This is a genomic window from Duganella sacchari, assembly GCF_900143065.1.
In the GTDB taxonomy this organism is placed as follows: Bacteria; Pseudomonadota; Gammaproteobacteria; order Burkholderiales; family Burkholderiaceae_D; genus Rugamonas; species Rugamonas sacchari.
On sequence record NZ_FRCX01000001.1, the window covers coordinates 631,129 to 652,765 of the forward strand.

General features: G+C 63.0%; 23 protein-coding genes. 7 read left to right on the forward strand and 16 right to left on the reverse strand.

Going from position 1 to position 21,637, the window contains the following annotated elements; translation table 11 throughout:
- Positions 1–78: 78 nt before the first annotated feature.
- The 4 genes from BUA36_RS02965 to BUA36_RS02980 all read right to left on the reverse strand — a co-directional run bounded on the left by BUA36_RS02965 (position 79) and on the right by BUA36_RS02980 (position 3,545).
- Positions 79–702 (reverse strand): L-threonylcarbamoyladenylate synthase, encoded by a 624-nt coding sequence (locus BUA36_RS02965; RefSeq protein ID WP_072781185.1) that lies wholly within the window; start codon positions 700–702, stop codon positions 79–81.
- Positions 703–704: 2 nt separating this feature from the next.
- Complete coding sequence (gene htpX, locus BUA36_RS02970; protein ID WP_072781187.1) at positions 705–1,586, reverse strand: protease HtpX; 882 nt, start codon at positions 1,584–1,586, stop codon at positions 705–707.
- A 117-nt stretch (positions 1,587–1,703) separates the two neighbouring features.
- Entirely contained in the window at positions 1,704–2,543 is an 840-nt protein-coding gene (locus tag BUA36_RS02975; protein WP_072781188.1) for a 3',5'-nucleoside bisphosphate phosphatase, read from the reverse strand.
- A gap of 114 nt (positions 2,544–2,657) precedes the next feature.
- Positions 2,658–3,545, reverse strand: coding sequence for an alpha/beta fold hydrolase (locus tag BUA36_RS02980; RefSeq protein ID WP_072781190.1), 888 nt, complete (start codon positions 3,543–3,545; stop codon positions 2,658–2,660).
- A gap of 136 nt (positions 3,546–3,681) precedes the next feature.
- Here BUA36_RS02980 and BUA36_RS02985 point away from each other — a divergent pair, with 136 nt between their 5' ends.
- Together BUA36_RS02985 and hslO are read left to right on the forward strand one after the other, a co-directional pair.
- The gene (locus BUA36_RS02985) at positions 3,682–4,206 is read left to right on the forward strand and encodes a gamma carbonic anhydrase family protein (RefSeq protein WP_072781192.1); all 525 of its coding nucleotides are present in this window, start codon (positions 3,682–3,684) and stop codon (positions 4,204–4,206) included.
- Positions 4,207–4,209: 3 nt separating this feature from the next.
- Positions 4,210–5,169 (forward strand): Hsp33 family molecular chaperone HslO, encoded by a 960-nt coding sequence (hslO, locus tag BUA36_RS02990; RefSeq protein WP_072781193.1) that lies wholly within the window; start codon positions 4,210–4,212, stop codon positions 5,167–5,169.
- Here hslO and BUA36_RS02995 read toward each other — a convergent pair.
- Positions 5,166–6,131 (reverse strand): bile acid:sodium symporter family protein, encoded by a 966-nt coding sequence (locus tag BUA36_RS02995; protein WP_072781567.1) that lies wholly within the window; start codon positions 6,129–6,131, stop codon positions 5,166–5,168. The genes hslO and BUA36_RS02995 overlap by 4 nt on opposite strands.
- A complete protein-coding gene (locus BUA36_RS03000) occupies positions 6,131–6,445 on the reverse strand; it encodes a hypothetical protein (RefSeq protein ID WP_072781195.1) in 315 nt (104 codons plus the stop codon). The genes BUA36_RS02995 and BUA36_RS03000 overlap by 1 nt, the downstream gene beginning before the upstream one ends.
- Before the next feature lie 113 nt (positions 6,446–6,558).
- On the opposite strand from BUA36_RS03000, the gene BUA36_RS03005 reads away from it, so the two are divergent.
- Together BUA36_RS03005 and BUA36_RS03010 are read left to right on the forward strand one after the other, a co-directional pair.
- A complete protein-coding gene (locus BUA36_RS03005) occupies positions 6,559–8,946 on the forward strand; it encodes a TonB-dependent receptor (RefSeq protein ID WP_072781197.1) in 2,388 nt (795 codons plus the stop codon).
- Positions 8,946–10,136 carry a glycerophosphodiester phosphodiesterase gene (locus BUA36_RS03010; protein ID WP_072781198.1) on the forward strand — a complete coding sequence of 397 codons (1,191 nt, stop codon included), beginning with the start codon at positions 8,946–8,948 and terminating at the stop codon, positions 10,134–10,136. The genes BUA36_RS03005 and BUA36_RS03010 overlap by 1 nt, the downstream gene beginning before the upstream one ends.
- 45 nt (positions 10,137–10,181) lie before the next feature.
- Here the strand turns inward: BUA36_RS03010 and BUA36_RS03015 are convergent, their stop codons facing one another.
- Positions 10,182–11,603 carry a sensor histidine kinase gene (locus BUA36_RS03015; RefSeq protein ID WP_072781200.1) on the reverse strand — a complete coding sequence of 474 codons (1,422 nt, stop codon included), beginning with the start codon at positions 11,601–11,603 and terminating at the stop codon, positions 10,182–10,184.
- The gene (locus tag BUA36_RS03020; protein WP_072781201.1) at positions 11,600–12,295 is read right to left on the reverse strand and encodes a response regulator; all 696 of its coding nucleotides are present in this window, start codon (positions 12,293–12,295) and stop codon (positions 11,600–11,602) included. The genes BUA36_RS03015 and BUA36_RS03020 overlap by 4 nt, the downstream gene beginning before the upstream one ends.
- Positions 12,296–12,451: 156 nt before the next feature.
- Between BUA36_RS03020 and BUA36_RS03025 the strand changes: the two genes are divergently transcribed.
- A complete protein-coding gene (locus tag BUA36_RS03025; RefSeq protein ID WP_072781203.1) occupies positions 12,452–13,237 on the forward strand; it encodes a MipA/OmpV family protein in 786 nt (261 codons plus the stop codon).
- On the forward strand, positions 13,218–14,174 hold the full coding sequence (locus tag BUA36_RS03030; RefSeq protein ID WP_084559955.1) for a DUF535 family protein: 957 nt from the start codon (positions 13,218–13,220) through the stop codon (positions 14,172–14,174). The genes BUA36_RS03025 and BUA36_RS03030 overlap by 20 nt, the downstream gene beginning before the upstream one ends.
- 4 nt (positions 14,175–14,178) lie before the next feature.
- On the opposite strand, the gene BUA36_RS03035 is transcribed toward BUA36_RS03030, so the two are convergent.
- Both BUA36_RS03035 and BUA36_RS03040 read right to left on the reverse strand, forming a co-directional pair.
- Positions 14,179–15,363 carry a hemin-degrading factor gene (locus BUA36_RS03035; RefSeq protein WP_072781206.1) on the reverse strand — a complete coding sequence of 395 codons (1,185 nt, stop codon included), beginning with the start codon at positions 15,361–15,363 and terminating at the stop codon, positions 14,179–14,181.
- A gap of 10 nt (positions 15,364–15,373) precedes the next feature.
- Complete coding sequence (locus BUA36_RS03040) at positions 15,374–17,638, reverse strand: TonB-dependent receptor domain-containing protein (RefSeq protein ID WP_229255591.1); 2,265 nt, start codon at positions 17,636–17,638, stop codon at positions 15,374–15,376.
- A gap of 180 nt (positions 17,639–17,818) precedes the next feature.
- Here BUA36_RS03040 and BUA36_RS03045 point away from each other — a divergent pair, with 180 nt between their 5' ends.
- Positions 17,819–18,274, forward strand: a complete 456-nt coding sequence (locus tag BUA36_RS03045; RefSeq protein ID WP_139260330.1) for a hypothetical protein — start codon at positions 17,819–17,821, stop codon at positions 18,272–18,274.
- Here the strand turns inward: BUA36_RS03045 and BUA36_RS03050 are convergent.
- The 6 genes from BUA36_RS03050 to BUA36_RS03075 all read right to left on the reverse strand — a co-directional run bounded on the left by BUA36_RS03050 (position 18,257) and on the right by BUA36_RS03075 (position 21,608).
- Positions 18,257–18,793, reverse strand: coding sequence for a gamma carbonic anhydrase family protein (locus BUA36_RS03050; protein WP_072781211.1), 537 nt, complete (start codon positions 18,791–18,793; stop codon positions 18,257–18,259). The genes BUA36_RS03045 and BUA36_RS03050 overlap by 18 nt on opposite strands.
- A gap of 16 nt (positions 18,794–18,809) precedes the next feature.
- Positions 18,810–19,532, reverse strand: a complete 723-nt coding sequence (locus BUA36_RS31660; RefSeq protein ID WP_139260331.1) for a transporter substrate-binding domain-containing protein — start codon at positions 19,530–19,532, stop codon at positions 18,810–18,812.
- 146 nt (positions 19,533–19,678) lie between these two features.
- Entirely contained in the window at positions 19,679–20,182 is a 504-nt protein-coding gene (locus BUA36_RS03060; RefSeq protein WP_072781214.1) for an HI_0983 family protein, read from the reverse strand.
- Positions 20,179–20,871, reverse strand: coding sequence for an aspartate/glutamate racemase family protein (locus tag BUA36_RS03065; RefSeq protein ID WP_072781568.1), 693 nt, complete (start codon positions 20,869–20,871; stop codon positions 20,179–20,181). Before BUA36_RS03065 ends, BUA36_RS03060 begins: the two co-directional genes overlap by 4 nt.
- Before the next feature lie 42 nt (positions 20,872–20,913).
- Positions 20,914–21,222, reverse strand: coding sequence for a DUF4124 domain-containing protein (locus tag BUA36_RS03070; protein ID WP_072781216.1), 309 nt, complete (start codon positions 21,220–21,222; stop codon positions 20,914–20,916).
- Positions 21,219–21,608 (reverse strand): hypothetical protein, encoded by a 390-nt coding sequence (locus BUA36_RS03075; RefSeq protein ID WP_072781217.1) that lies wholly within the window; start codon positions 21,606–21,608, stop codon positions 21,219–21,221. The genes BUA36_RS03070 and BUA36_RS03075 overlap by 4 nt, the downstream gene beginning before the upstream one ends.
- Positions 21,609–21,637 lie beyond the last annotated feature (29 nt).

Here is a 21,637-nt window from a genome sequence, read left to right on the forward strand (position 1 = left end):
GGGATTTTACCAGAGGCGGCTTGCCTGCTTTGCGGCGCCGTCGGAGGCCGGGCCGCTTGCCTGAATAAGAAAGGAGAATCAGAGTCCGAACATGGAGGCGTCGCCACGGCCCTGGCGCACCAGTTCGGCGTCGTCGCCGGTCAGGTCGATCACGGTGGTGGGTTCCATGCTGCAGGCGCCGCCGTCGATAATCAGCTCCAGCTGCTTGCCGAGACGCTCGCAGATGATGTCCGCATCATTCAGCGGCTCGTCTTCATCGGGCATAATCAGCGTCGTGCCCAGCAAAGGCTGTTGCAACTCTTCCAGCAGCGCATGCATGATGGCATCTTCCGGCACCCGCAGCCCGATGGTCTTGCGCGAAGGATGGCTGAGCCGGCGCGGCACGCACTTGGTCGCTTCGAGGATAAAGGTGAAGGGTCCCGGCGTCGCCGCCTTCAGCAGGCGGAACTGGCGGTTGTCGACGCGGGCGTAGACACCCAGCTCGCTCAAGTCGCGGCACAACAGGGTCAGGTGGTGTTTTTCGTCGATGCCGCGAATGCGGCGCAGGCGCTCGACGGCGCCTTTATCGTCCAGGTGACACACCAGCGCATAGCAGGAATCCGTCGGCACGGCGACGATGCCGCCGCCATGGATGATCTGCGCCGCCTGTTTTATCAGGCGGGGCTGCGGATTGACGGGGTGGACCTGGAAGAATTGGCTCATGCTTAAGATTGTACGCTACGCAGCGCCGCAATACGCTCTTCAAAAGGCGGGTGGGTCGAGAACAGCGCGCCCCAGCCGCCACGGCCAGCGCTGATGCCCGACGCAGCAAACGACTGCGGCAGCGCGCCAGGTTCCACACCGTTCAGGCGTGCCAACGCGTGCTGCATCGGCACCGTGCTGCCCAGCAGCTTGGCCGAACCGGCGTCCGCACGGAATTCGCGCTGACGCGAGAACCAGGCCACGATCAGCGAAGCCAGCAGGCCGAACACGATTTCGCATACAAACACGGTAATCATGTAGCCGATGCCCGGACCACGACGCTCTTCATTCTTGTTGAGCATGCTGTCGACAAAAAAGCCGACCACGCGCGCCAGGAACACCACAAAAGTATTGGTCACGCCCTGGATCAGGGTCATGGTCACCATGTCGCCGTTGGCGATGTGCGCCACCTCGTGGCCCAGCACGGCTTCGACCTCATCGCGGTTCATGCTTTCCAGCAGGCCGGTCGATACCGCCACCAGCGCCGAGTTCTTGAATGCGCCGGTCGCAAATGCGTTCGGTTCACCCTGGTAGATCGCCACTTCCGGCATGCCGATGCCGGCGCGCTCGGACAGCGCCTTGACGGTGTTCACCAGCCACAGCTCGGTCGAGGACGTCGGGTTGTCGATCACGCGCGCGCCCGTCGACCACTTGGCCATGGGCTTGCTGATCAGCAGCGAGAAGATCGCGCCGGTAAAGCCGACCACCAGCGAAAACGCCAGCAGGCTGCCCAGTTGCAGCGTACCGCCCGCGCCCGGACGGCCGATGCCCAGCAGCGACAGGACGATGGACAGCACCAGCATCACGGCCAGATTGGTGGCGATAAACAGGAAAATGCGTTTCATATCAGGGTCTCCGGTACGACAATTTGCCGAAATCATAAGGTAAGACCGGGCTAACGCAAAATCAAGATACAGCTACTTACATGCCGACGGTAATCGACAGGCAAAATTACCGGTAGCTTAGAACCAGTCGTGCCAGACCGGTGTCACATTGGCAGGCAGCGGCGGCAAGGCTGCAAAATCGACGCGGGATTCGCCCGGCGCATGGAAGTCGGAACCGCGCGAGGCCAGGAAGCCGTAATGATTTGCCAACTGCGCATACACCGGATACTGGTCCGGCGTATGGCTGCCGGTGACCACCTCGATTGCCGCGCCGCCCAGCTGCTTGAATTCGCTGAACAGCTCGCCCTGCGCCAGCTGGGTGAAGCGATAGCGGCCCGGATGGGCGATCACGGCGATACCACCCGCATCGCGTATCCATCTGACCGACTGCTCCAGCGTCGCCCAGCAATGTGGCACATAGCCCGGCTTGCCTTCGGACAGATATTTCTTGAACACCTCGGCCGTGCTGGCACAGGCGCCGATCTCCACCAGATAACGGGCAAAGTGGGTGCGCGACATCAGGTCGGGATTGCCGACATATTTAAGCGCGCCCTCGTAAGCGCCGGTAATGCCGATCAGCTCCAGCTGCTTGGCGATTTCGCGGCCACGGTTATCGCGGCCGGAACGGGTGCAGGCCAGGCCGTCCACCAGCGCCGGGTGGTTCTCGTCGATCTGCAGGCCGACGATGTGGACAGTCTCCTTGGCCCAGGTAATCGAAATTTCCACGCCCGTCACAAAGCGCATGCCTTGCACAGTGGCCGCCGCGCGGGCGGCGGGAATGCCGCTGACCTCATCGTGGTCGGTCAGCGCCCAGACATCAACCCCCGCCTTGCGGGCAGTTTCCGCCACGGCAGCAGGAGCAAGAACGCCATCGGAGACGTTGGAATGACAATGCAGATCAACTTTCATAACTGTCATTGTACGCTGCCTTGGGCCATCCGATGCAAGGGTGCGGCAAACGCGGCCTCGCGCAGACGGGCGCCGCGCTAGCAGCTTGGCGTTGCGGAGCAGATGCAGCATGGCAAGCGATTCCTAGCGCGCCAGGAATGCCTCAATCATCTGCGCCAGCGCTTCCGGCTGGTCGTGGTGCAGCATGTGGCCGGCGTCGTGAACCAGTTCCTGGGTGACGTCGCGCAGGTGGCCCAGGCGGCGTTCCAGTTCGACGCGGCCGGCGGGTTTGCTGCCCATCCAGTCCCACATATTGGTCTGGTCGGCCTCCACCCACAGCACCGGCGCCGTGATCGCCTGCCAGCAAGCCATCACATCATCGACATGGTAGGGCAGCGGGCCGGCCTGCTTGTGGACCGGATCGCCGAGGATTTCCCACGCGCCCGCATCGTTCTGCGCCGACCAGTGCTGCGCCAGGAAAGCGGCCTTGTCGTCGCTGAGGCGGGGATTGGTTTTCTGCAGCCGCGCCGCCACCGCCGCCTGCGTGGGATACGTACGCATGTCCGGCTGCTCCAGCAGGCTGTCCATCCACTTGGCGTAACGGCCTGGCGTCTGTTCCGGCTTGGCCGCGCGCAGGCCGGCGCCTTCCAGATTGATGAGCTTGCGGATGCGTTCAGGCCGCGCGCCCGCATACAGGCCGACGATGTTGCCGCCCATGCTATGCCCCAGCAGATAAACCGCCTGGTCCGGCGAATAGTGGCGCAGGATCGCATCCAGGTCGGCCAGGTAGTCCGGGAACCAGTAGGTATCCAGCCCGCTGCGCTGCGACAGGCCGAAACCGCGCCAGTCCGGCGCAATCACATGCCAGTCGCCCTGCAAGGCATCCACCACAAACTGGAACGAGGCGCCCACATCCATCCAGCCATGCATCATGAACAACTTCGGGGCGCCCTCATTGCCCCAGTGGCGGACGTGGCAGCGCAAGCCGCGGATGGTCAGGAATTCGGAACGGGAAGGGGTGTGGGTCGTCATCTCTGTCTGCCTTGAAAATACGCGGGCCAGCGCCATATCGTAACCTTGCCAGCCGCAAAGCAAAATAATAGCACGACCGTTCGATAGCTGCGCAAGCGTAAAATAGCGCCATCCCACCGCACTCAACCAGGTTCCAATGTCAATATATCAACTGGGCGATCACACGCCCGAGATTGCCGCATCGTCCTTTGTTGCTGACACCGCCACTGTGATAGGCAAGGTCAGCCTCCACGACAACACCTCGGTGTGGTTCGGCGCCACCCTGCGCGGCGACAACGAGCGTATCACCATTGGTGAAAACAGCAACGTGCAGGAAGGCACGGTGATGCACACGGACATGGGCTACCCGCTCACCGTGGGCCGCAATGTGACCATCGGCCACCAGGTCATGCTGCACGGCTGCACCATTGGCGACGGTTCGCTGGTCGGCATCCAGGCTGTCATCCTGAATGGCGCCAAAATCGGCAATGGCTGCCTGGTCGGCGCCGGCGCGCTGGTCACGGAAGGCAAGACCTTCCCCGACCACTCGCTGATCATCGGTGCGCCGGCCAAGGTCGCGCGCCAGCTGACGGAAGAGGAAGTCGCCGCCCTGCAAGGCAGCGCCGACAGCTATGTCAAACGCGGCCAACTGTTCAAGACGCAACTCAACAAGATTGGATAAACAATGAGCACCACCCCAACCACTGGCCAGGACACCCTGCAAAAATTCATCTTCGAGAACGCCGCCGTACGCGGCGAACTCATCGACATTTCCGCCACCTGGCGTGAAGTGCTGTCACGCCACCACTACCCTGCCCCGGTCAAAAAACTGCTGGGTCAGATGGTGGCTGCCGCCGCGCTGCTGTCGGCCAACCTGAAGTTCAACGGCTCCATCATCATGCAGATCCACGGCGACGGCCCGGTGCGCCTGCTGGTAGTCGAGTGCGACGCCGAGCTGCGCCTGCGCGCCACCGCCAAGCTGAATCCGGATATGGACGTGGCCGACGACGCCACGCTGACCTCGCTGCTGAACGCGCAAGGCAAAGGCCGCTTCATCATCACGCTGGATCCGGCTGAAAAAGTGCCTGGCCAGCAACCCTACCAGGGCGTGGTGCCGCTGGACGGCGACGATGTCAGCACCGTCATTGAAAACTATATGCTGCGCTCCGAACAGCTGGATACCAAGCTGTGGCTGGCGGCGGACGACAACGTCTCGCGCGGCCTGCTGCTGCAAAAGCTGCCCTACCACGGCGGCAAAGCGGAAGCCACGCCAGTCAGCGAAGAAGATGCACTGGAAACCTGGAACCGCGCCGTGATCCTGGGCTCGACGGTGAAAGAGCAGGAACTGCTGGAAACCGGCATCGACGTGCTGATCCAGCGCCTGTTCTGGGAAGAGACCATCCGCGTGTTCGATCCCGTGCATCCGCAATTCCATTGCAGCTGCACGCGCGAGAAGGTCGGCAATATGCTCAAGATGCTGGGCCAGGAAGAGATCGACAGCGTGATTGCCGAACTGGGCCACGTCGGCGTCAACTGCGACTTCTGCGGCAAGCACTACGAGTACGACAAGGTCGATTGCGCCCAGCTGTTTGCCAGCAGCGCTCCGGTCGAAACACTGCTGCCCGCCGGCGAAGCCAAGCACTAATCAGCGGATTGTGCGTACCTCTGCGCCACCACGGCGCAGACCATCAGCTGCAATTGGTGGAACAGCATCAGCGGCAACACCACGGCGCCCAGCGCGCCGCCCGCGAACAGCACCTTGGCCATCGGCACGCCGCTGGCCAGGCTCTTCTTGGAACCGCAAAACACAATCGCAATCCGGTCCTCGCGATTGAAGCCCAGGCGCCGCGCCAGCTGCGCGCTCGCGCCCATCACCAGTGCCAGCAACAGCACGTTAATCAGCATCAGGCCGGCCAGCGTGCTCCATGACACCTGGTGCCACAGCCCTTCGCCCACAGCCTCGCTAAACGCCGTGTACACCACCAGCAGAATCGAGCCCTGATCGACCATGCGCGTGAGCGGCTTGTGCCGCTCCACCCAGGCGCCGATCCAGCGCCGCGCCACCTGGCCGGCAATAAACGGCAGCAACAGCTGCAAGGCAATCTGCAAGGCCGACTCCATCGGCGAACCGCCCTGCATCTGCGCCGAGGTCAGCAGGCCGACCAGCACTGGCGTGATAAAGATGCCCAGCAGGTTGGAGGCCGACGCGCTGCAGATCGCCGCCGGCACATTGCCGCGCGCCGCCGCCGTGAACGCAATTGACGACTGCACCGTTGACGGCAGCATGCACAGGAACAGGATGCCGAGATACAGGTCCGGCGTCACCAGCGGCGTCAGCACCGGCTTCAACAGCAAGCCCAGCAGCGGGAACAAGGCAAATGTGCACAGCAGCACCAGCAAGTGCAGGCGCCAGTGCGTGACGCCTGCAATCACCGCCTCGCGCGACAGCTTGGCGCCGTGCAGGAAGAACAGCAGCGACACCGCCACATGCGTCACATCATTGAAAATCACGGCGCCCTGGCCATGACAAGGGAAGAAGCTGGCCGCGATCACCGTCACGATCATGGCCAGCGTGAAGTTATCGGGCAAAAAACGCGGACGCTGCATCATTTCGGACACTTCACTTCCAGCACATCGACCGCGCCCAGGGTTTTCGCGGCCGTGGCGCTGCGCACCAGGTCGACCCGCTCCACACAGTCCTTGCGCACCAGCCGCTCATACGCGCGCGTGCAGCTGATGACGGCATCGCCGCCGCTACCCGTATTGCAATAGAAACCCTCCGCCTGCATGCGTACCAGCGCCTGCTCCATCGGCATGCCGGGCTGCACCGTCTGACTGACGAAATGGCCCAGCTTGGACTGATCGATTGTTGAGCAAGCTGCCAACATCAGTGGCAAGGCTGCCAATAAAAATCTCTGCATTGTCGCGGTCTCCTTATTTCCAGACAGCAGTTTAACGCATGTCCGCGTCATGATCCGGTAACACTTGAGACCTATGATGCGCAGCGTTATTCATCCCACCATCTGGACAAAACATGAACAAGAAATTATCCGCCGTGTGCTTCGCCGCGCTGAGCCTCCCCATGCTGGCCATGGCCGCCAACGTTGCTGCCGCCGTCGCCGACATGGCCGATGCCCCAGCCGTTGAAACCGCGCCGGAAATCGAGGCAGCTGCTGCGGCGCCGATCGCGACCGTTGAAGTCGCTACCCGCAAGACCCGTTCCTCTGTAGAGCTGGGGAAGCTGGAAATGCAGAAGATCCTGCCGGGCATCAACCCGCTCAAGGCGCTGCAAACCCTGCCCGGCGTCAGCTTCCAGACCGCCGACCCATGGGGCAATAACGAGCAAAACCTGTCACTGTTCATCCACGGCTTCAGCGGCCAGCAGCTGGGCTACACCATGGACGGCGTACCACTGGGCGACCAGCAATACGGCAACTACAACGGCCTGTCGCCACAGCGCGCCATCACCAGCGAAAACGTCGGCAGCGTGATCCTGTCCTCGGGCGCCGGCGACCTGTCGACCGCTTCGACCAGCAACCTGGGCGGCACCATCGAGACCTTCTCCAGCAACCCGCTGCCAAACCGCAACGTGGCCGTGCAGCAGACCGTGGGCAGCTACAAGACCTCACGTACTTTTGTCCGCTTTGATACCGGTAACTTCGGCGACGGCAACAGCGCCTACATCTCCGGCGTGCACCACGAACAGAAAGCCTGGGACTTCGCCGGCCGCCAGGGCGGCGACCAGATCAACGCCAAATTCATCAATAACAGCAGCCTGGGCAAGCTGACCCTGTACGTCGCGTACTCGGACAAGATCGAACCGAATGAAGATAGCACCGTGCGTTCGGCCAGCGAGAAATACCAGCCGTACACCCGTCCGTTCATGTACCCGAACTTCCAGCAGGCACTGTCCTACCTGTCGGCCACCGGCGGCACGCCTGCAGCCGACGGCAACAACTACCGCAACTACTACAGCGACGCCCAGCGTACCGACTACCTGACCTACGCCAAGTTCGACATGAACCTCGGCGAAAACACCACCTGGTCCAACCAGATCTACTACCACAATGATGACGGCGTCGGCGTGGTGGCCGGTCCGATCGGCGTGGCCGGCCTGCCGGCCCTGTTCGCGGTCTACTTCCCGGGCCAGAACCTGAAACAGGTGTTCGGCAACTCGGGCTTTGCCACCCGCACCACCGAATATGCGATCAACCGCAACGGCTGGCTGTCGACGCTGACCACCGAAATCGGCGATCACAAGCTGCAAGGCGGCCTGTGGCTCGAGCACAACCGCTCGTCGGCCTACCGCCGCTGGTACGCGCTGGACGTCAACAATCCAAGCTCGCCGTACGACCGTCCAGGCAATCCGCTGATTACCCAGTACGGCAGCGAGATCGACAACAAGGTCGCCCAGCTGCACCTGCAGGATGAATGGCGCGTGCGTCCCGACCTGGCACTGCAGGCCGGCTTCAAATCCAGCCTGCAATTTGCCGATGGCCAGTTCCCGGTCCAGCCGAAGAACGGCGCGATTGCCAACTCGACCGCGCTGCCAGTGGGCGAGATCATCACCAAGAAATGGTTCCTGCCGCAGATCGGCGGCCGTTGGGACATCACCGCGCAAGACCAGGCCTTCTTCAACGTGCAGAAAAACATGCGCCAGTTCGTCACCTACGGTGGTGGCGGCGCGTCGCCATGGAGCTTGTCGAGCCAGGGCGCGTTTGACCTGTTCAAGAGCACCGCCAAGCCGGAAACCTCGATCACCTACGAAGCCGGCGTACGCACCAGCCACAAGCTGGACCTGGGCGGCGTGACCGCGATTGATGGCCAGATCAACGTCTACCACGTCGACTTCAAAGACCGCCTGCTGCAAATCAGCCCGACCTCGGTGATCTCGTCGATTATCGGCGGCAACCTGGCCGTGCTGACCAACGTCGGCAGCGTCAAGACCGATGGCGTCGACCTGTCCGGCACCGTGCACTTCGGCCGCAACTTCTCGCTGTACAACGCGCTGTCGTACAACCAGTCCAAGTATGACAACAACTACGTGAGTGGCAAAGACACCGTGCTGACCTCCGGCAAAAAAGTACCAGGCAGCCCGGAGTGGATGGACAAATTCGTCGCCACCGCCAACGTTGCCGACACCGAATTCCAGCTCATCGGCGACTACGTCGGCAAGCGCTACGCCACCTACACCAACGACCTGGAAGTATCGAGCTACTTCCTGACCAGCCTCAGCGTTTCGGGTAAACTGCCGTTCCTGAACGGTGGCTGGCTCAAGAACGCACGCTACCGCCTGAACATCACCAACCTGACCGACCGCAAGGGCGACCTGAACGTGGTGGTAGGCGCTGCCAGCGGCACCTACAACACCTTCCCGATCGCACCGCGCCAGGGCTTCCTGACTTTGATGGCAGACTTCTGATGAACAAACTGATCTTGCCTGCGCGGCTGTCACGCCGCGGCTTCATCCAGACGGCAGCTGCGGCTGCCGGCGCCTCGCTGCTGCTGCCCGCAGCGTCAGTGCTGGCAGCGGGCATGTCGCCAGCGCTGCCGCCCGCCGACCTGTCCGGCCTGCCGGGCATCGCACCGGTGGGCGCCGGCAATGGCCGTCCGCTGGTGTTCGGTCACCGTGGCGCCAGCGCGCTGCGTCCCGAGCACACACTGGCCTCCTACGCCAAAGCGATTGCCGATGACGCCGACTATATCGAACCCGACCTGGTCAGCACCAAGGACGGCGCGCTGGTGGCGCGCCACGAAGCCTTCCTGAGCGAAACCACCGACATCGCCAGCCATCCCGAATTTGCCAGCCGCAAGACGCGCAAAACCATCGACGGCGAAACGCACGAAGGCTGGTTCGTAGACGACTTCACGCTGGCCGAACTGAAAACCCTGCGCGCCATCGAACGCATTCCGCAATACCGTCCCGGCAGCGCGCAGTACAACGGCATGTTCCAGGTGCTGACGTTTGAAGAAATCATCGACTTCGTGGCGGCGGAATCGGCCGCGCGCGGCCGCATCATCGGCATCGTGCCCGAGCTCAAGCACTCGACCTACTTTGCCAGCGTCGGCCTGCCGCTGGAAGACCGCTTCCTGTCCATCCTGGGCGCGCACGACTACACCCGCCGCAACCCGGTGGAAATCCAGTCGTTCGAAATCGCCAACCTGAAATACCTGCGCGGCAAGCTGGGCCGCCGTGCCAACCTGCGCCTGATGCAGCTGGTGATCGGTGAGAACGTGCGGCCGATGGACGTGGCCGCCGCCGGCGGCACACTGACGTTTGCCCAGATGTGCACGCCAGCAGGCCTGCGCGACATCGCCCAGTACGCCGACGTCGTCGCACCGCCAACGCGCAGCATCATCCCGCTGAAAAAAGACGGCACGCTGGACCAGCCGTCGTCGCTGGTGCAAGACGCCCACCAAGCCGGCCTGCGCGTCGAGCCGTGGACCTTCCGTCCGGAGAACCACTTCCTGGCGGCCGACTTCCGCAACAGCGCAGGCGACGCCGCCCGCAACGAAGCGGGCTCCATCGCCGAAATCAAACGCTACATCGCCGCCGGCATCGACGGCCTCTTCACCGACGACCCCGCCCTGGGCCGCGCCGCCCTTGCCTGAACTCCGGGGTCAGGTCCGTCATTTCTACACGAGCCCATCTGTAGGTCACGCTACGGCTGGGCTCGTGTTCAATTGGCGGACCTGACCCCGGAGTTGGACCGTGGCGCGCAGGCCGCCGCCTTCGGCATCGTCGAGGTGGATCTGGCCGTTGTGGCTGGCGGCGACGGCGGCGGCGATGGCCAGGCCCAGGCCGCTGCCGCTCTGGGTTTGCTGGGGATCGCGGAAGAAGCGGTCGAATACGCGTTCACGCAGTTCGGGCGCTATGCCAGGTCCCTGGTCTTCCACCGATAATGTCGCCGCACCTGCCGTGCCGGTCACGCTGACGCGTACCACGCCGTCTTTCGGGCTGTATTTGATGGCGTTCTCGACCAGGTTGTCGATCAGTGACACCAGGCTTTCGCGCTGCCCCATGATGCACACCGGCTCGGCCACCGTGAGCTCGAGTTCGACGTTGTTGCGCGAGGCCAGCATCGACAGCATCGCCAGCCGGTCCTGCACCAGCGCGTCCAGCGCGACGTCGGCGTGCGGCTCGCTGTCGGTGGCGTCGCTGCGCATCAGTTGCAGCAATTGCCCGACCAGGCGCCCGGCGCGGTTGCCGCTGCTGAGGATGCCCTTTAACAGTTCGCGCTGCACCGGATGGCCGGTCTGCCCCTGCAGCGCTTCCGCATGCACGCGCATGGCGGCCAACGGTGTGCGCAATTCATGCGCGGCGTCGGCAATGAAGCTGCGCTCGCGCTGCGCACTCTGGCCGACCCGTTGCAGCAAGGCGTTGATGCTGTCCACCATGGCCGCCAGTTCGCGATGCGGTGTCTTGGAGGTCAGCGGCGTCAGGTCCGCCGGCCCGCGCGCCGCGACTTCCTGCGCCACCTGCCGCCATGGCCGCATCGCCAGCCGGATCGACAGCCACGCCGGCAATGGCAGTAGCGGCAAGCTGATCAGCAACGGCGCCAGGAAAAAGCCACGTGAATTAATCGTCAGGAATAAGTTAAACCAGGCCACCGGCGCGGCAAACATCACCACCGTGCCGGTCTTCGCCGCACGAAAGGCCCGGCCGCGAAACCGCTCGCCCTTGATATACATGGTTTCCAGGCCATGGTCAGGATCGGGCTGCAAATTGGTGGGCGCCCCCGGTGTCGCATACACCAGCCGCCCGCCCTCCCAGACCAGCAGCACCGGTCCCAGATCCGGCAGGCCACTGTCGTCGAACTGCTCGCGCAGGGCGCTGTCGATGAGCGACAGTGTCGCATGCTGCTGCTCAGGGCGGTCCGCCAGGTTATCGGCCACGGCCAGCACCGTCTCGCCGGTCTTTGACGCGTTCAGATAGGATGAGGTATCGCCGCCCTGATGCAGGATGATGGCAATGACGCCGCTCCACATCAGCAGCACCAGCAGCACCTGGGCCACCATCATGCGGCGCACCAGCGTCGGCTCGACCAGCACGCGCCAGCAGCGCTTTAAGGCATTCATGGCGCGCCGCCCGGCACCTGCAGATCAATCACATAACCGACGCCGCGCACGGTGCGGATATAGCCGTCGCCGATCTTGCGCCGCAGATTGGCCATGTGCACGTCCAGCGAATTGGAGGCGTTGGTCTGGCTACCCGGCAGCGTCTGCTCTTCCAGCACGCGCCGCGTCAGTACGCGGTCGGCGCGCATCATCAGCATTTTCAGCAGCGCGTATTCGCTGGCGGTGAGATCAGTGGCACGGCCGCCGACGCTGACGCGCCGCGTTGGCGCATGCAGGCTCAGGCCGCGTATTTCGATGGTCTCGCCATCGAAGCCATAGCTACGCCGCGCCAAAGCCCGCACGCGCGACAGCAGCTCGGCCAGCACAAACGGCTTGACCAGATAGTCGTCCGCGCCGCCATCGAGTCCGCTCAGGCGGTCGTTGACGGAGTCGCGTGCGCTCAGGATCAGCACCGGCAGCCCGACCGCCGCGTCGCCCTGCGCACGGTTGCGGCGCAGCCTGGCCAGCAGTTGCAGGCCATCGCCGTCCGGCAGTCCCAGGTCCAGCAGCACCAGGTCGCAGCCGTCGCTGTCCAGGCTGCGGCTGGCGTCGTCCAGCGTCCGCACCCACACCACGTCCATGCCCTGCTCGGTCAAGGCGATCCGCACGCCGTTGCCCAGGTCGAGGTCGTCTTCTATCAGTAGAATTTTCATGGCGCTATTAAAGCACGGCAATCTGAAGATCAGCTAAAGCCGCCCTCTTCATGTTTTCTTCATCAAAAGCTCAGGGAGTCTTCATGGCAGTTGTTAATACTGCACGCAGTCAACCGGGCCGATGTGGCACCGGTTCTATCTTGAAATGGATAAACTATGAAGAAGCACCCTTCCCTGATGCTCGGCGCCGTCTGCCTGCTGAGTGCCGCCAGCGCCTGCGCCGCCGAACCGGATGGCCAGTTTGCCGTTGGCGGCGGCATCGGCGCCGGTCCGCGCTACGCCGGCTCCGACCGCAATGTGGTCTCGCCCGTGATCGTGCTGGACTACACCCACGCCAGCGGATTTTTCGCCAGCTCGCTGCGCGGTGTCGGCTACGGTTACCAGGCTGGTCCTTTTACCTATAGCACGGCGCTGGGCTATCGCGGCGAACGCAAGGAAAAGAATGAAAAAGCCCTGTTCGGCAACAATGGCAGTGAAGAACTGAAAGGCATGGGCGACGTCAAGGGCAACGCCAGCGCCATCGTCAGCATCGGCATCAAGCCCCTGCCTATCCTGGAATTCAACGTCAGCGCCGACGTTCCGCTGTCGCAGCGCGAAAATGGCAAGACCATCCACACCGGCATCACCGCGCAGTTGCTGGATGGCCGCAATGACACGCTGTCGCTGTCGGCCGGCGCCGGCTTTGCCGACAGCAAATACGCGCAAACCTACCACGGTGTCACGGCCCAGCAGGCGCTCACCTCCAACTTCAAGGCCTTCACGCCCAAGTCCGGCCTGTACGAAGCCAACCTCATGCTGACCTGGCAGCACAAATTCAGCAACCAGTGGAGTGTGACCGCGCTGGCCGGCGCCAACACCCTGCTGCGCGACGCCTCCAAGAGTCCGCTGACCAAGCGCAAAACCAGCCCCGCCGGCGGCTTCTATGTCAGTTACCTCTATTGAGCCGATTGCACTGAGCGCCGGACTGTCTGGTTACAGCGGTCTGGTCTGGTTGCGCGAGTGGGTCAAACTCTACGCCCGCGCACATTGGCATCGCGCGGCCACGCATGCGTGGCTGACGCAACTGTCGGCGCAGCCGCTGCTGACGGAGCTGCTGCGCACCCAGCCCCGGCTGGTACACAAAATCTACCGCCCCTACTTCAGCACCACGCTGACGCATGCGCAGCGCATCGATGTGCTGACGGCACATTACCGTTTCATTGCCGCGCAAGGCCTGGGCAGTATCGTGCGGCGTGCCGCAAGAGGGCCGCTGCACCTGGGCAGCGTCAAGGGAAAGTCCGGCACCGCCTATGTGATGCAGCTATGCGCCATCAGCGCACTCGAACGTGAAGGCGAACTGGTGCTGCAACTGCTGGACAACGAAGGCCTGCTGTACTCCGCCGCGTTCTGCTTCCTGCGCGACGGCATGCAGATGCAGGTCGGTCTGGCCTGCGTGCAAGGCCCCAACTATGGCGACCGCCAGGCACGGGTACGCGCAGCCACGCGCGACCTGGACGGTTTGCGGCCCAAGAGCCTGATGGTCAAGCTGGTGGAACAATGGGGACGCGACCATGGCTGCCGCAGCATGCTGCTGGTCGGTAATGGCAATCGCCCCGTGCATAGCGCCATCCGGCAAGGCAAGGTGCACGCCGACTACGATGCCTTGTGGTGCGAGCTTGGCGCCCAACGCCGCAGCGACGGCAATTTCGTGCTGCCTTGTGACGGCCACTTGCCTGCTACCGCCAAAGGCCGCCAGCGTCATGCCATGGCCATGGCGTTTTGCGACACCATGCGCAGCGGTCTGCAAGGACAGAAACATCTGCACGCCATCATGACACTGGCCGCCGACTGGACCCACGATTTGTGCGATCCCGTCGGCGGCCAGCAGAGAGGAGCCTGACGATTTAGCGGCTGGCTTGACGGCTGGCGTCTGCCGCTTTCGGCAGCGCTGCCGTCATGTCGTTCCAGCTTTGAGGCTGTGGCTTGTTACGTTCGCGCACGCCGAAGAAGCTCACCACCAGTTCGCCGTTGTGGTCGAAGAACTCCACCGACGTCACACCGGCGCGCTTGATGACGTAGCCGCTATGGAAGGCCTTGTCGCGCAGGTGCAGGTTGAACTCCGGGTCCAGCACGTTGAAGTAGCCGCCCGCTTCCTGTACCTTGCCGACCTTGCCGCTGTAGATCTGGATCGTCGCGTCATTGCCCAGGAAGGCCATGATGTCGAGCTTCTGCTTGGCCGACTCTTCCAGCAGCTGGCGCACCGCTTGCGGCGTGATGCGCTGCACCTTGTCCGGCGGTCCCAGGCGCAGCGACTGCTCGCGCGACATGCCGAATTCCGTCACCAGGCGGTTGAACTGGTGCACATCGTTGAGCTCATTCCACGCCATCTGGTATTCCTTGACGTCGATCGTGCTGTCCGGCTTTTCCGCCGGCCTGACCGGCGCCGCCGCCACTTTCAGCTCGGCGCTTTGCTCCGGGTTGCGGAAGTCGGCCACGATCTTGTCGAACACGGCCACGCCTTCATCGCTCTTCACGTACAGCTTGTGCGCGGCATTGCCGCTCTGGTCGAAGAACTGCAGGCTGCGCGAGACGACGCCGTCCTTGCCTGGCTGGGCTACCGCAAACGCATACTTCCAGTTCTTGAAGGTGAAGCGCAGGTCGATCTCGCCGCCCAGGTAGCCGCCGGCGATGTTACGCATGCGCGCTTCGCGTTCCTTTTCCTTGTCCGCGTCCAGGCCGGTGATTTCTTCCTGCGGTTTCAGGCGCATCGCCACGCCGGTGCGTTCAATCACGCCGTTCTCGTTGCGGGTCAGCGCCATGACCTTGCCCAGGTCCAGCGCACGGCGCATGATTTCGCGCGGCACGTTATCGCCTTCCTGCAGGCGGATCACGGTCTTGCCGATGCCGGTGGACGCCAGCAGTTCCGCTTCCGACACGTTCAGCTTGGCAGCGGCGTCGCGCAGCGCCAGCTTGGGTTGCTCGGTGCGCAGCGCATCGTAGCGCTCCGCCAGACTGGCTGCACCCGCCGGCAGAGCGGAGATCAGCAAGGCGCCGGTCAGCGCCAGGGCAAATCGATGGTGGGGTTTCATGGCTAGCTCCTTAGTAAATCACTTTGAGGTTGAAGGCATAGTTACGGCCTGGGCGAGCTTGACGTTCAATGTCCGCCAGCGAGGCGGCACTGGTGGCGGCGGCGAGGCTGCGCGACGAGGCGTAGTCCCAGTACTTCTTGTCGCTCAGGTTATACACACCGCCGCTGAGGCTGACGTGTTGGTTGATGTTCCAGTACGCGGTCAGATCGAACACGGTGGAACCCGGTACGGCAAACATGGTGGTGGTGGTGCCGCTGATGACATCGCCCGCCGCACGTTTGCCGCGCACGGTGCTGGCGGTGAAGGCCGCGCCGCCACGCTCATCGTCATAGGCGAAGGTGGCGTTGGCCTTGTACGGCTGCACCGACGCCAGGTCGGCGCGCTTGCTGGTCTGGGTATTGTCGGCCGTGCCTTTCGAGACGCCGCCCGCCAGGTTGATGCTATAGCCTTTGAGCGGCTGGACCCACTGGCCCAGCGCGAAGCGCGAGGCGAATTCCAGGCCGTAGATCTTGGCCTGGCCCACGTTCTCGGGACGGAACAGGCCTTGGGTGATGGTCGGGTAATTGACCGGGTCGGCCGGCTGCGCAACATATTCTATGAAGTTGCTGTACTTGGTGTGGAACACCGACGTGCTGAGTTCCACACCCGGCGTCGGCGCCCCTTTCAGGCCCAGCTCGAAGGCGTTGCTGGTTTCCTTTTGCAGGCCCATATTGCCCAGCACGGCGTAGGCATTGCCGGCGGCGGTGTAGCTGAACGAATCATAGGTGCCGGTACGTTCGGCCGCGCTTGGCAGGCGGGTGCCGCGCGAGTACTGCGCATAGGCGTTGAAGTTGGGCGCCAGTTCCACCGACAGGTTCAGGCTCGGCGTCAGGAAGGAATCGGTTTCTGCCTTGATTTCCTTGGCGGCGGCTGGCACGGCAATCACGTAGTTCTGCAGGTTCTGCGGCGTCAGCTTGCGCTGTTCGGCGCGCAGGCCTGGCGTCAGCGTGGCCTGGTAGCCGCCCAGGTTGAAGCCGAACTCGCCGCGCACATAGGCCGCATACTTGTCGGTGTCCATGTCCGCCATGCGGTTCTTCTGGGTGATCTGGTGCGCGCCGGTCTTGGTCACGGTGCGGTCTTCACGCCACGGGCGGCGGCTCTGCTGCTGCTCGTAGGTGAAGCCGTAGTTCAGCATGCTGCCCGGATTGAGCTGCTTGCTGGCGTCCATCGCCACACCCTTGCTGCTGTTGTAGTAGCCGGTGCTGATGTCGCGCACGTACGGCTGGCCGCCGGTGACGTAGTTGGCGTGGGTCAGGTCCACCACCGAGGCATTCTGCGTGTAGAACTTGGTTTCCAGCGTGTCGAACAGCGCCACGCCGGTGGGTGCCCACTGGTGTTCGATGCTGTAGCGGTCACGCTGGGTGTTGGAATTCTGGGCCGCGCCATCCGGATAGGAGACGCCGGTTTTGTTGCTGTAGACGCGGTCGTGGTGCGCCTTGTAGCTGTCGATGGTGAAGCCCAGCTTCTGGTCCTTGGCGATGGTCCAGCTCAGCTTGGCCAGCACGGCGTCCGAATCCCAGTCGTCCGGATTCAGCGGCACATTGCTCAGGCTTTTGGCTTTCTCGCCGCTGCGGTGCACGCCGACGATCAGGCCTTTGAGGTTTTCGCCCAGTTCGCTGGCGGCGGTCACCGCATGCATCCGCATCGCGTGGTCCGAGGTGTAGCCGAACTTGTAGTCGGCGTAGAGCTTGCGCTTGCCGTCCAGGTAGTCTTCCGGCGCTTTGGTGACGAAGGACACCGAACCGCCCAGGCCTGGCGTCCCCGCACCGGCAGGGCTGGAGCCGGAACCGATACGCACTTCGCGGAAGGTCTCGGGGTCAAAATAGTCGCGGCCGATGCCGAAGCCGTTCAGCGTGGTGCCGTCCGGTTTGGGGGCGGCGTCCGGCAGCGCAATGCCGTCCAGCTCCATGCTGACGCGGTTGCCTTCGACGCCGCGCACATTGACGCCGGTGTTGCCCGAGCCATCCCAGATGTTGGCGCCGCCACTGGCTGCGGCTGGCACGCTGACCAGCGGCGAGTAACGCGCGATGTTGGCCAGGTCGATGGCGCTGTTGCGCTCGAGCTGACGGCTGTTCAGTACGGTCGTGGTGCCATTGCGGCTGGTGCTGGCGTCGTCACGCTTGGCCTGGACCAGGATTTCCGACAGCTCGTTGCTGATTTTGGCTTCCTGAGCGAAGGCCGGCAGCGCAATTGCGCCCAGCATCACCAGCAGCGCGGATTGGACGTGAAGAGACAAAGGCGCGGCCTTGTGCCGTGCGCCCGTAGGGGTAGCGACCATAGTTATCCAAGAAAGAGTAGTTCAACGGCTGGCTCTCGGACAAACGACGATTGCTGGCAAAAGCGCATCTTAACAATAATGATTCTCATTTACAAGGGATAATGGTATCAATATTGGTCAATCCGCTACAATCTTTGGATGGAACCCACTTCCCTGACCATGCCCTACGCCGCCGGCGACCGCCAGCGCACGCTGGCGTTCTATGTGGCCGCCCTGTGCTCGCTGGGCGGGCTGCTGCTGGCGTTGCTGCTACCGGCGCTATGGCCGCTGGCGGTCAGCACCTGCGCCGCGCTGGCGTTTGCGTGGCTGATGCATAGCCATCCGCTGGTGCAGCATGTGGAATATTTTTGCGCCGATGAAGATGGCTTGCGCTATGTGCATGCGCCCGGGCCGGAGGGCCAGGTGTCGCACTACAAATGGACCGAGCTCCGCAGCGTGACGGCGGAAACCGGCGCCGGCACGCCGCGCCTGATCGTGCAGACCGGACGCGGCGCCCTGCAGGGCGCTACCGTAGCCCTGCCCATGCCATCCGCAGTGGACTGCCAGGCCGCCGCCGCAGCGGCGACGCAATGGCTGTCAGCCTACCGGCTGTAGGTAGTTGTTCTTGACGCGGACATAGTGTTCCGCCGAGTACTTCAGATAGGCGATTTCTTCCGGCGTCAGCGCCCGTACCTTGGCGGCGGGACGGCCCACGTACAGGTGGCCGCTCTCCAGCACCTTGCCCGGCGGTACCAGGCTGCCCGCCCCCACCATCACCTGATCCTGCACCACCACGTCGTCCATGATGATGGCAGCCATGCCGATCAGCACCTCATTGCCGATGGTGCAGCCGTGCAGCATGGCCTGGTGGCCGATGGTCACATAGTCGCCAATGATGAGCGGCGAACCGTCCGGCTTGGCAGCATTCTTGTGCGAGACGTGGCCCATGGCGAAGTCCTGCACATTGGTGCAGTTGCCGATGACGATGCGGTTGACGTCGCCACGCAGCACGGTGTTGCACCAGATCGAGCAGTCAGTGCCGACGGTGACATCGCCAATCACCTGCGCCGAGGGATGCAAGTACAGACCTTCGCCCAGTTGCGGCGTGGTGTTGAGGTAGGAAGAAACAGGCATACACTTTCCTATGCAGTTATTTACGGGAATATTTACCGAGCAGCGCACCCAGCTCGCCCTGGTGCGTTGCCATCCAGTTCCACAGGGCTTCGACCTGCTCGCGGTGCGCCACATAGTAATTCTGGTTGGCCACCAGCCAGATGTGGGCCGTCACCAGCGGCACGCGCAGGCGCACCACTTCGCTGCCGTAGCGGCTGGCGACAGCGTAATCCATATCGCCGGGCGCGGCCACGGTGAGCGCCACGCCATCGATACGCTTGAGTCTGAGCTTGCCGATATTGCGGTCCAGGTCGCGGCCGCCCTCGTCAATTTTATAGCCCGCCGCGCGCAGCGACGGCGCATACGGCGCACCGGTCGGCACGCCGATCAGACGGTCCTGGAAATAGCGTGGCGTATCGGTATCGGCCGGCAAATGATCGGCGCTGCGCACCAGCATGATGACATTGGTCGCCAGCGCACGGCTGCGGTCCGGCGCGCCGCTCCTGTCGCGCGGCAGCGCGTACTCGGGCGGATAGTCCATGCGGTCGCCCAGTGGCGCGAAATCAATCTCGCCGCTTTGCAGCGCACTGCGCATACGCGCCAGCGGCAAACGCACCCACTGCACCGGGCACGGCAGTACAGCAGCGGTTGCTGCGCGCAGATACTCCACGCCCGCGCCGGGCGGCTCTGCCACTTCGTTGCCGTTGCCCAGCCAGTAAGGCGGACGGTCCTGGTCCATATAGCCTATGCGTACCGGCACGCACGCCGCCTCGGCACAGGTGGCGGCAAGCAAAGCAGAAACAAGAAAGGTGCAGCGTAACATGGCATGCCGGATGCAGAAGCGAAGCCATCATTATAAGCTGCCTGAATGACAATTTAGGCGGCACACCCGCATGCTGCCGCCCGTTATTGGCAGGCTGGCTGCCACGTGTCTTGCTCAAGCTGGACAGCTATCCTGGCATTCTCGGCTTTAATGGTCGTCAGGTCGCTGCCTTTCGGGTACTTGACGGCGTACTGCAAAATGACGGTGCCGCAATCGGCCACATGGAAACTCTTTTGGACATTGGCTTCGTACTCTGGATTGGCGGCATCCGGTTCAAACACCATTTGCGCGTAGGCGTTTGCCCCTTTCACATCAAGCTGATGAGCAGGCTTGGCCGGGTTGGCGTCGAGTGCTTTCCTGGTCGCGTTCGCCCATGTCTGCGCGTCGACGCGCAATTGCGGCGTGTAGTTCAGCGTGACCAGCCTGGTCCAGTTCTGCACGCTTTCGTTATTGTCCGTGTATTCATAGATTGCGCGGCCGTTGTTGGCCTTCTGCTGATAGGCCTGCTTGTAGACATGACCGGCTTGCGCCATCTGCTCTGGTGCGGCAAAGGTCAGGGCGGCGGCGATTAAGGAAGGGATGATCATAATAAGGCCTGTAGAGCGGCACTGCGTGCGTGGATGGAAGTGGTGTCAAATAGCGGGACGGCAGCATCCTGCTGCGCGACCAGCAACGAGATTTCGGTGCAGCCCAGGATGATGGCTTGCGCGCCCTGCGCAACCAGGCTGGCGATGATGCGGCGGTATTCATCACGCGAGGCATCAACAATGCGGCCCAGGCACAGCTCGTCGTAAATGATGCGGTGGACAATGTCGCGGTCGGCCTGTTCCGGCACCACGACTTCCAGGCCATGCTGCTCGCGCAAGCGCTCCTTGTAGAACGCCTGCTCCATGGTGAAACGCGTACCCAGCAGACCGACCCTGTTCAGGCCGGCGCGCTGGATTGCCTGCGCGGTGGGATCGGCGATGTGGAACAGTGGAATCTGCACGGCGGCTTCGATGGCTGGCGCCACCTTGTGCATGGTGTTCGTGCACAGCACGATGAAATCCGCACCTGCCGCCTGCAAAGCGCGCGCCGCATCGGCCATCATGGCGCCGGCAGCGTCCCAGTCGCCGGCATGCTGCAGGCGCTCGACCTCATGAAAGTCGACGCTGTACAGCACCACTTTCGCGGAATGCAGCCCACCCAGTTCACGCTTGATGGTCTGGTTGACCTCACGGTAGTAAGGCACGGTGGATTCCCAGCTCATGCCACCTATCAATCCTATGGTTTTCACATCCGCTCCTTCACTGGCGGCCGTCAGGCCCATCGGCGCATTCTAGCGGCAAACGGTGCGCGCGTCCGGCAGACAGTTGGATGCTTGCAGCTGGCGAGGACGGTATGCAGGAGCCATCAGCTTGTGCTGCTGCAGACGGCTGAATTCCGCATCGCGCTCCTGCCACGTAACGCCTTCAGGCACCGGTTTGGCAGGCGGCGTGTTCGGCTTGAGCTTGGTGATGGGCGCATCGCCCGCTTCAAATTTGTTGTCGGTGTAATGCACCACACCCTTGGCATCGACCCATTTATAAACCTGGGCCTGGCTCGCCGTGGCGGTCAGCAGCAATATGATGAGTAGCGCTGGCTTCATGCGTTTTTCTTGCGGCGCGCGCCAAACAAACCGACCGAATATCCCGCCGCGCGAAGGAATTTGGTGGCCTTGTGGTTGAGTACAAACAGGGCGATGAAACCGATGTAGGGCAACCACAGGAAGAACAGCCACTTGCTGCCGCCACTCACCGCGAAACCATCCTCATGGGCTTGCAGCGCATCGCCCATGTTGTACACAGCCCAGTAGGACATGAGGACACCAACCACATAGAACGGCCATCCCAGCACTGGCACCACGCTGGCCAGTTCCAGCAGGACGGCCAGCAGCAGCCACTTCTGCGCCTTGGCCACATTCCAGCCATATTCCGGCGAACGCTCATCCAGCGTCGAGATGACAGCGCTGGCCTCCTGCTCAGTAGATTTCACGATACTTCCTTGGTAAAAAATATTCGCCG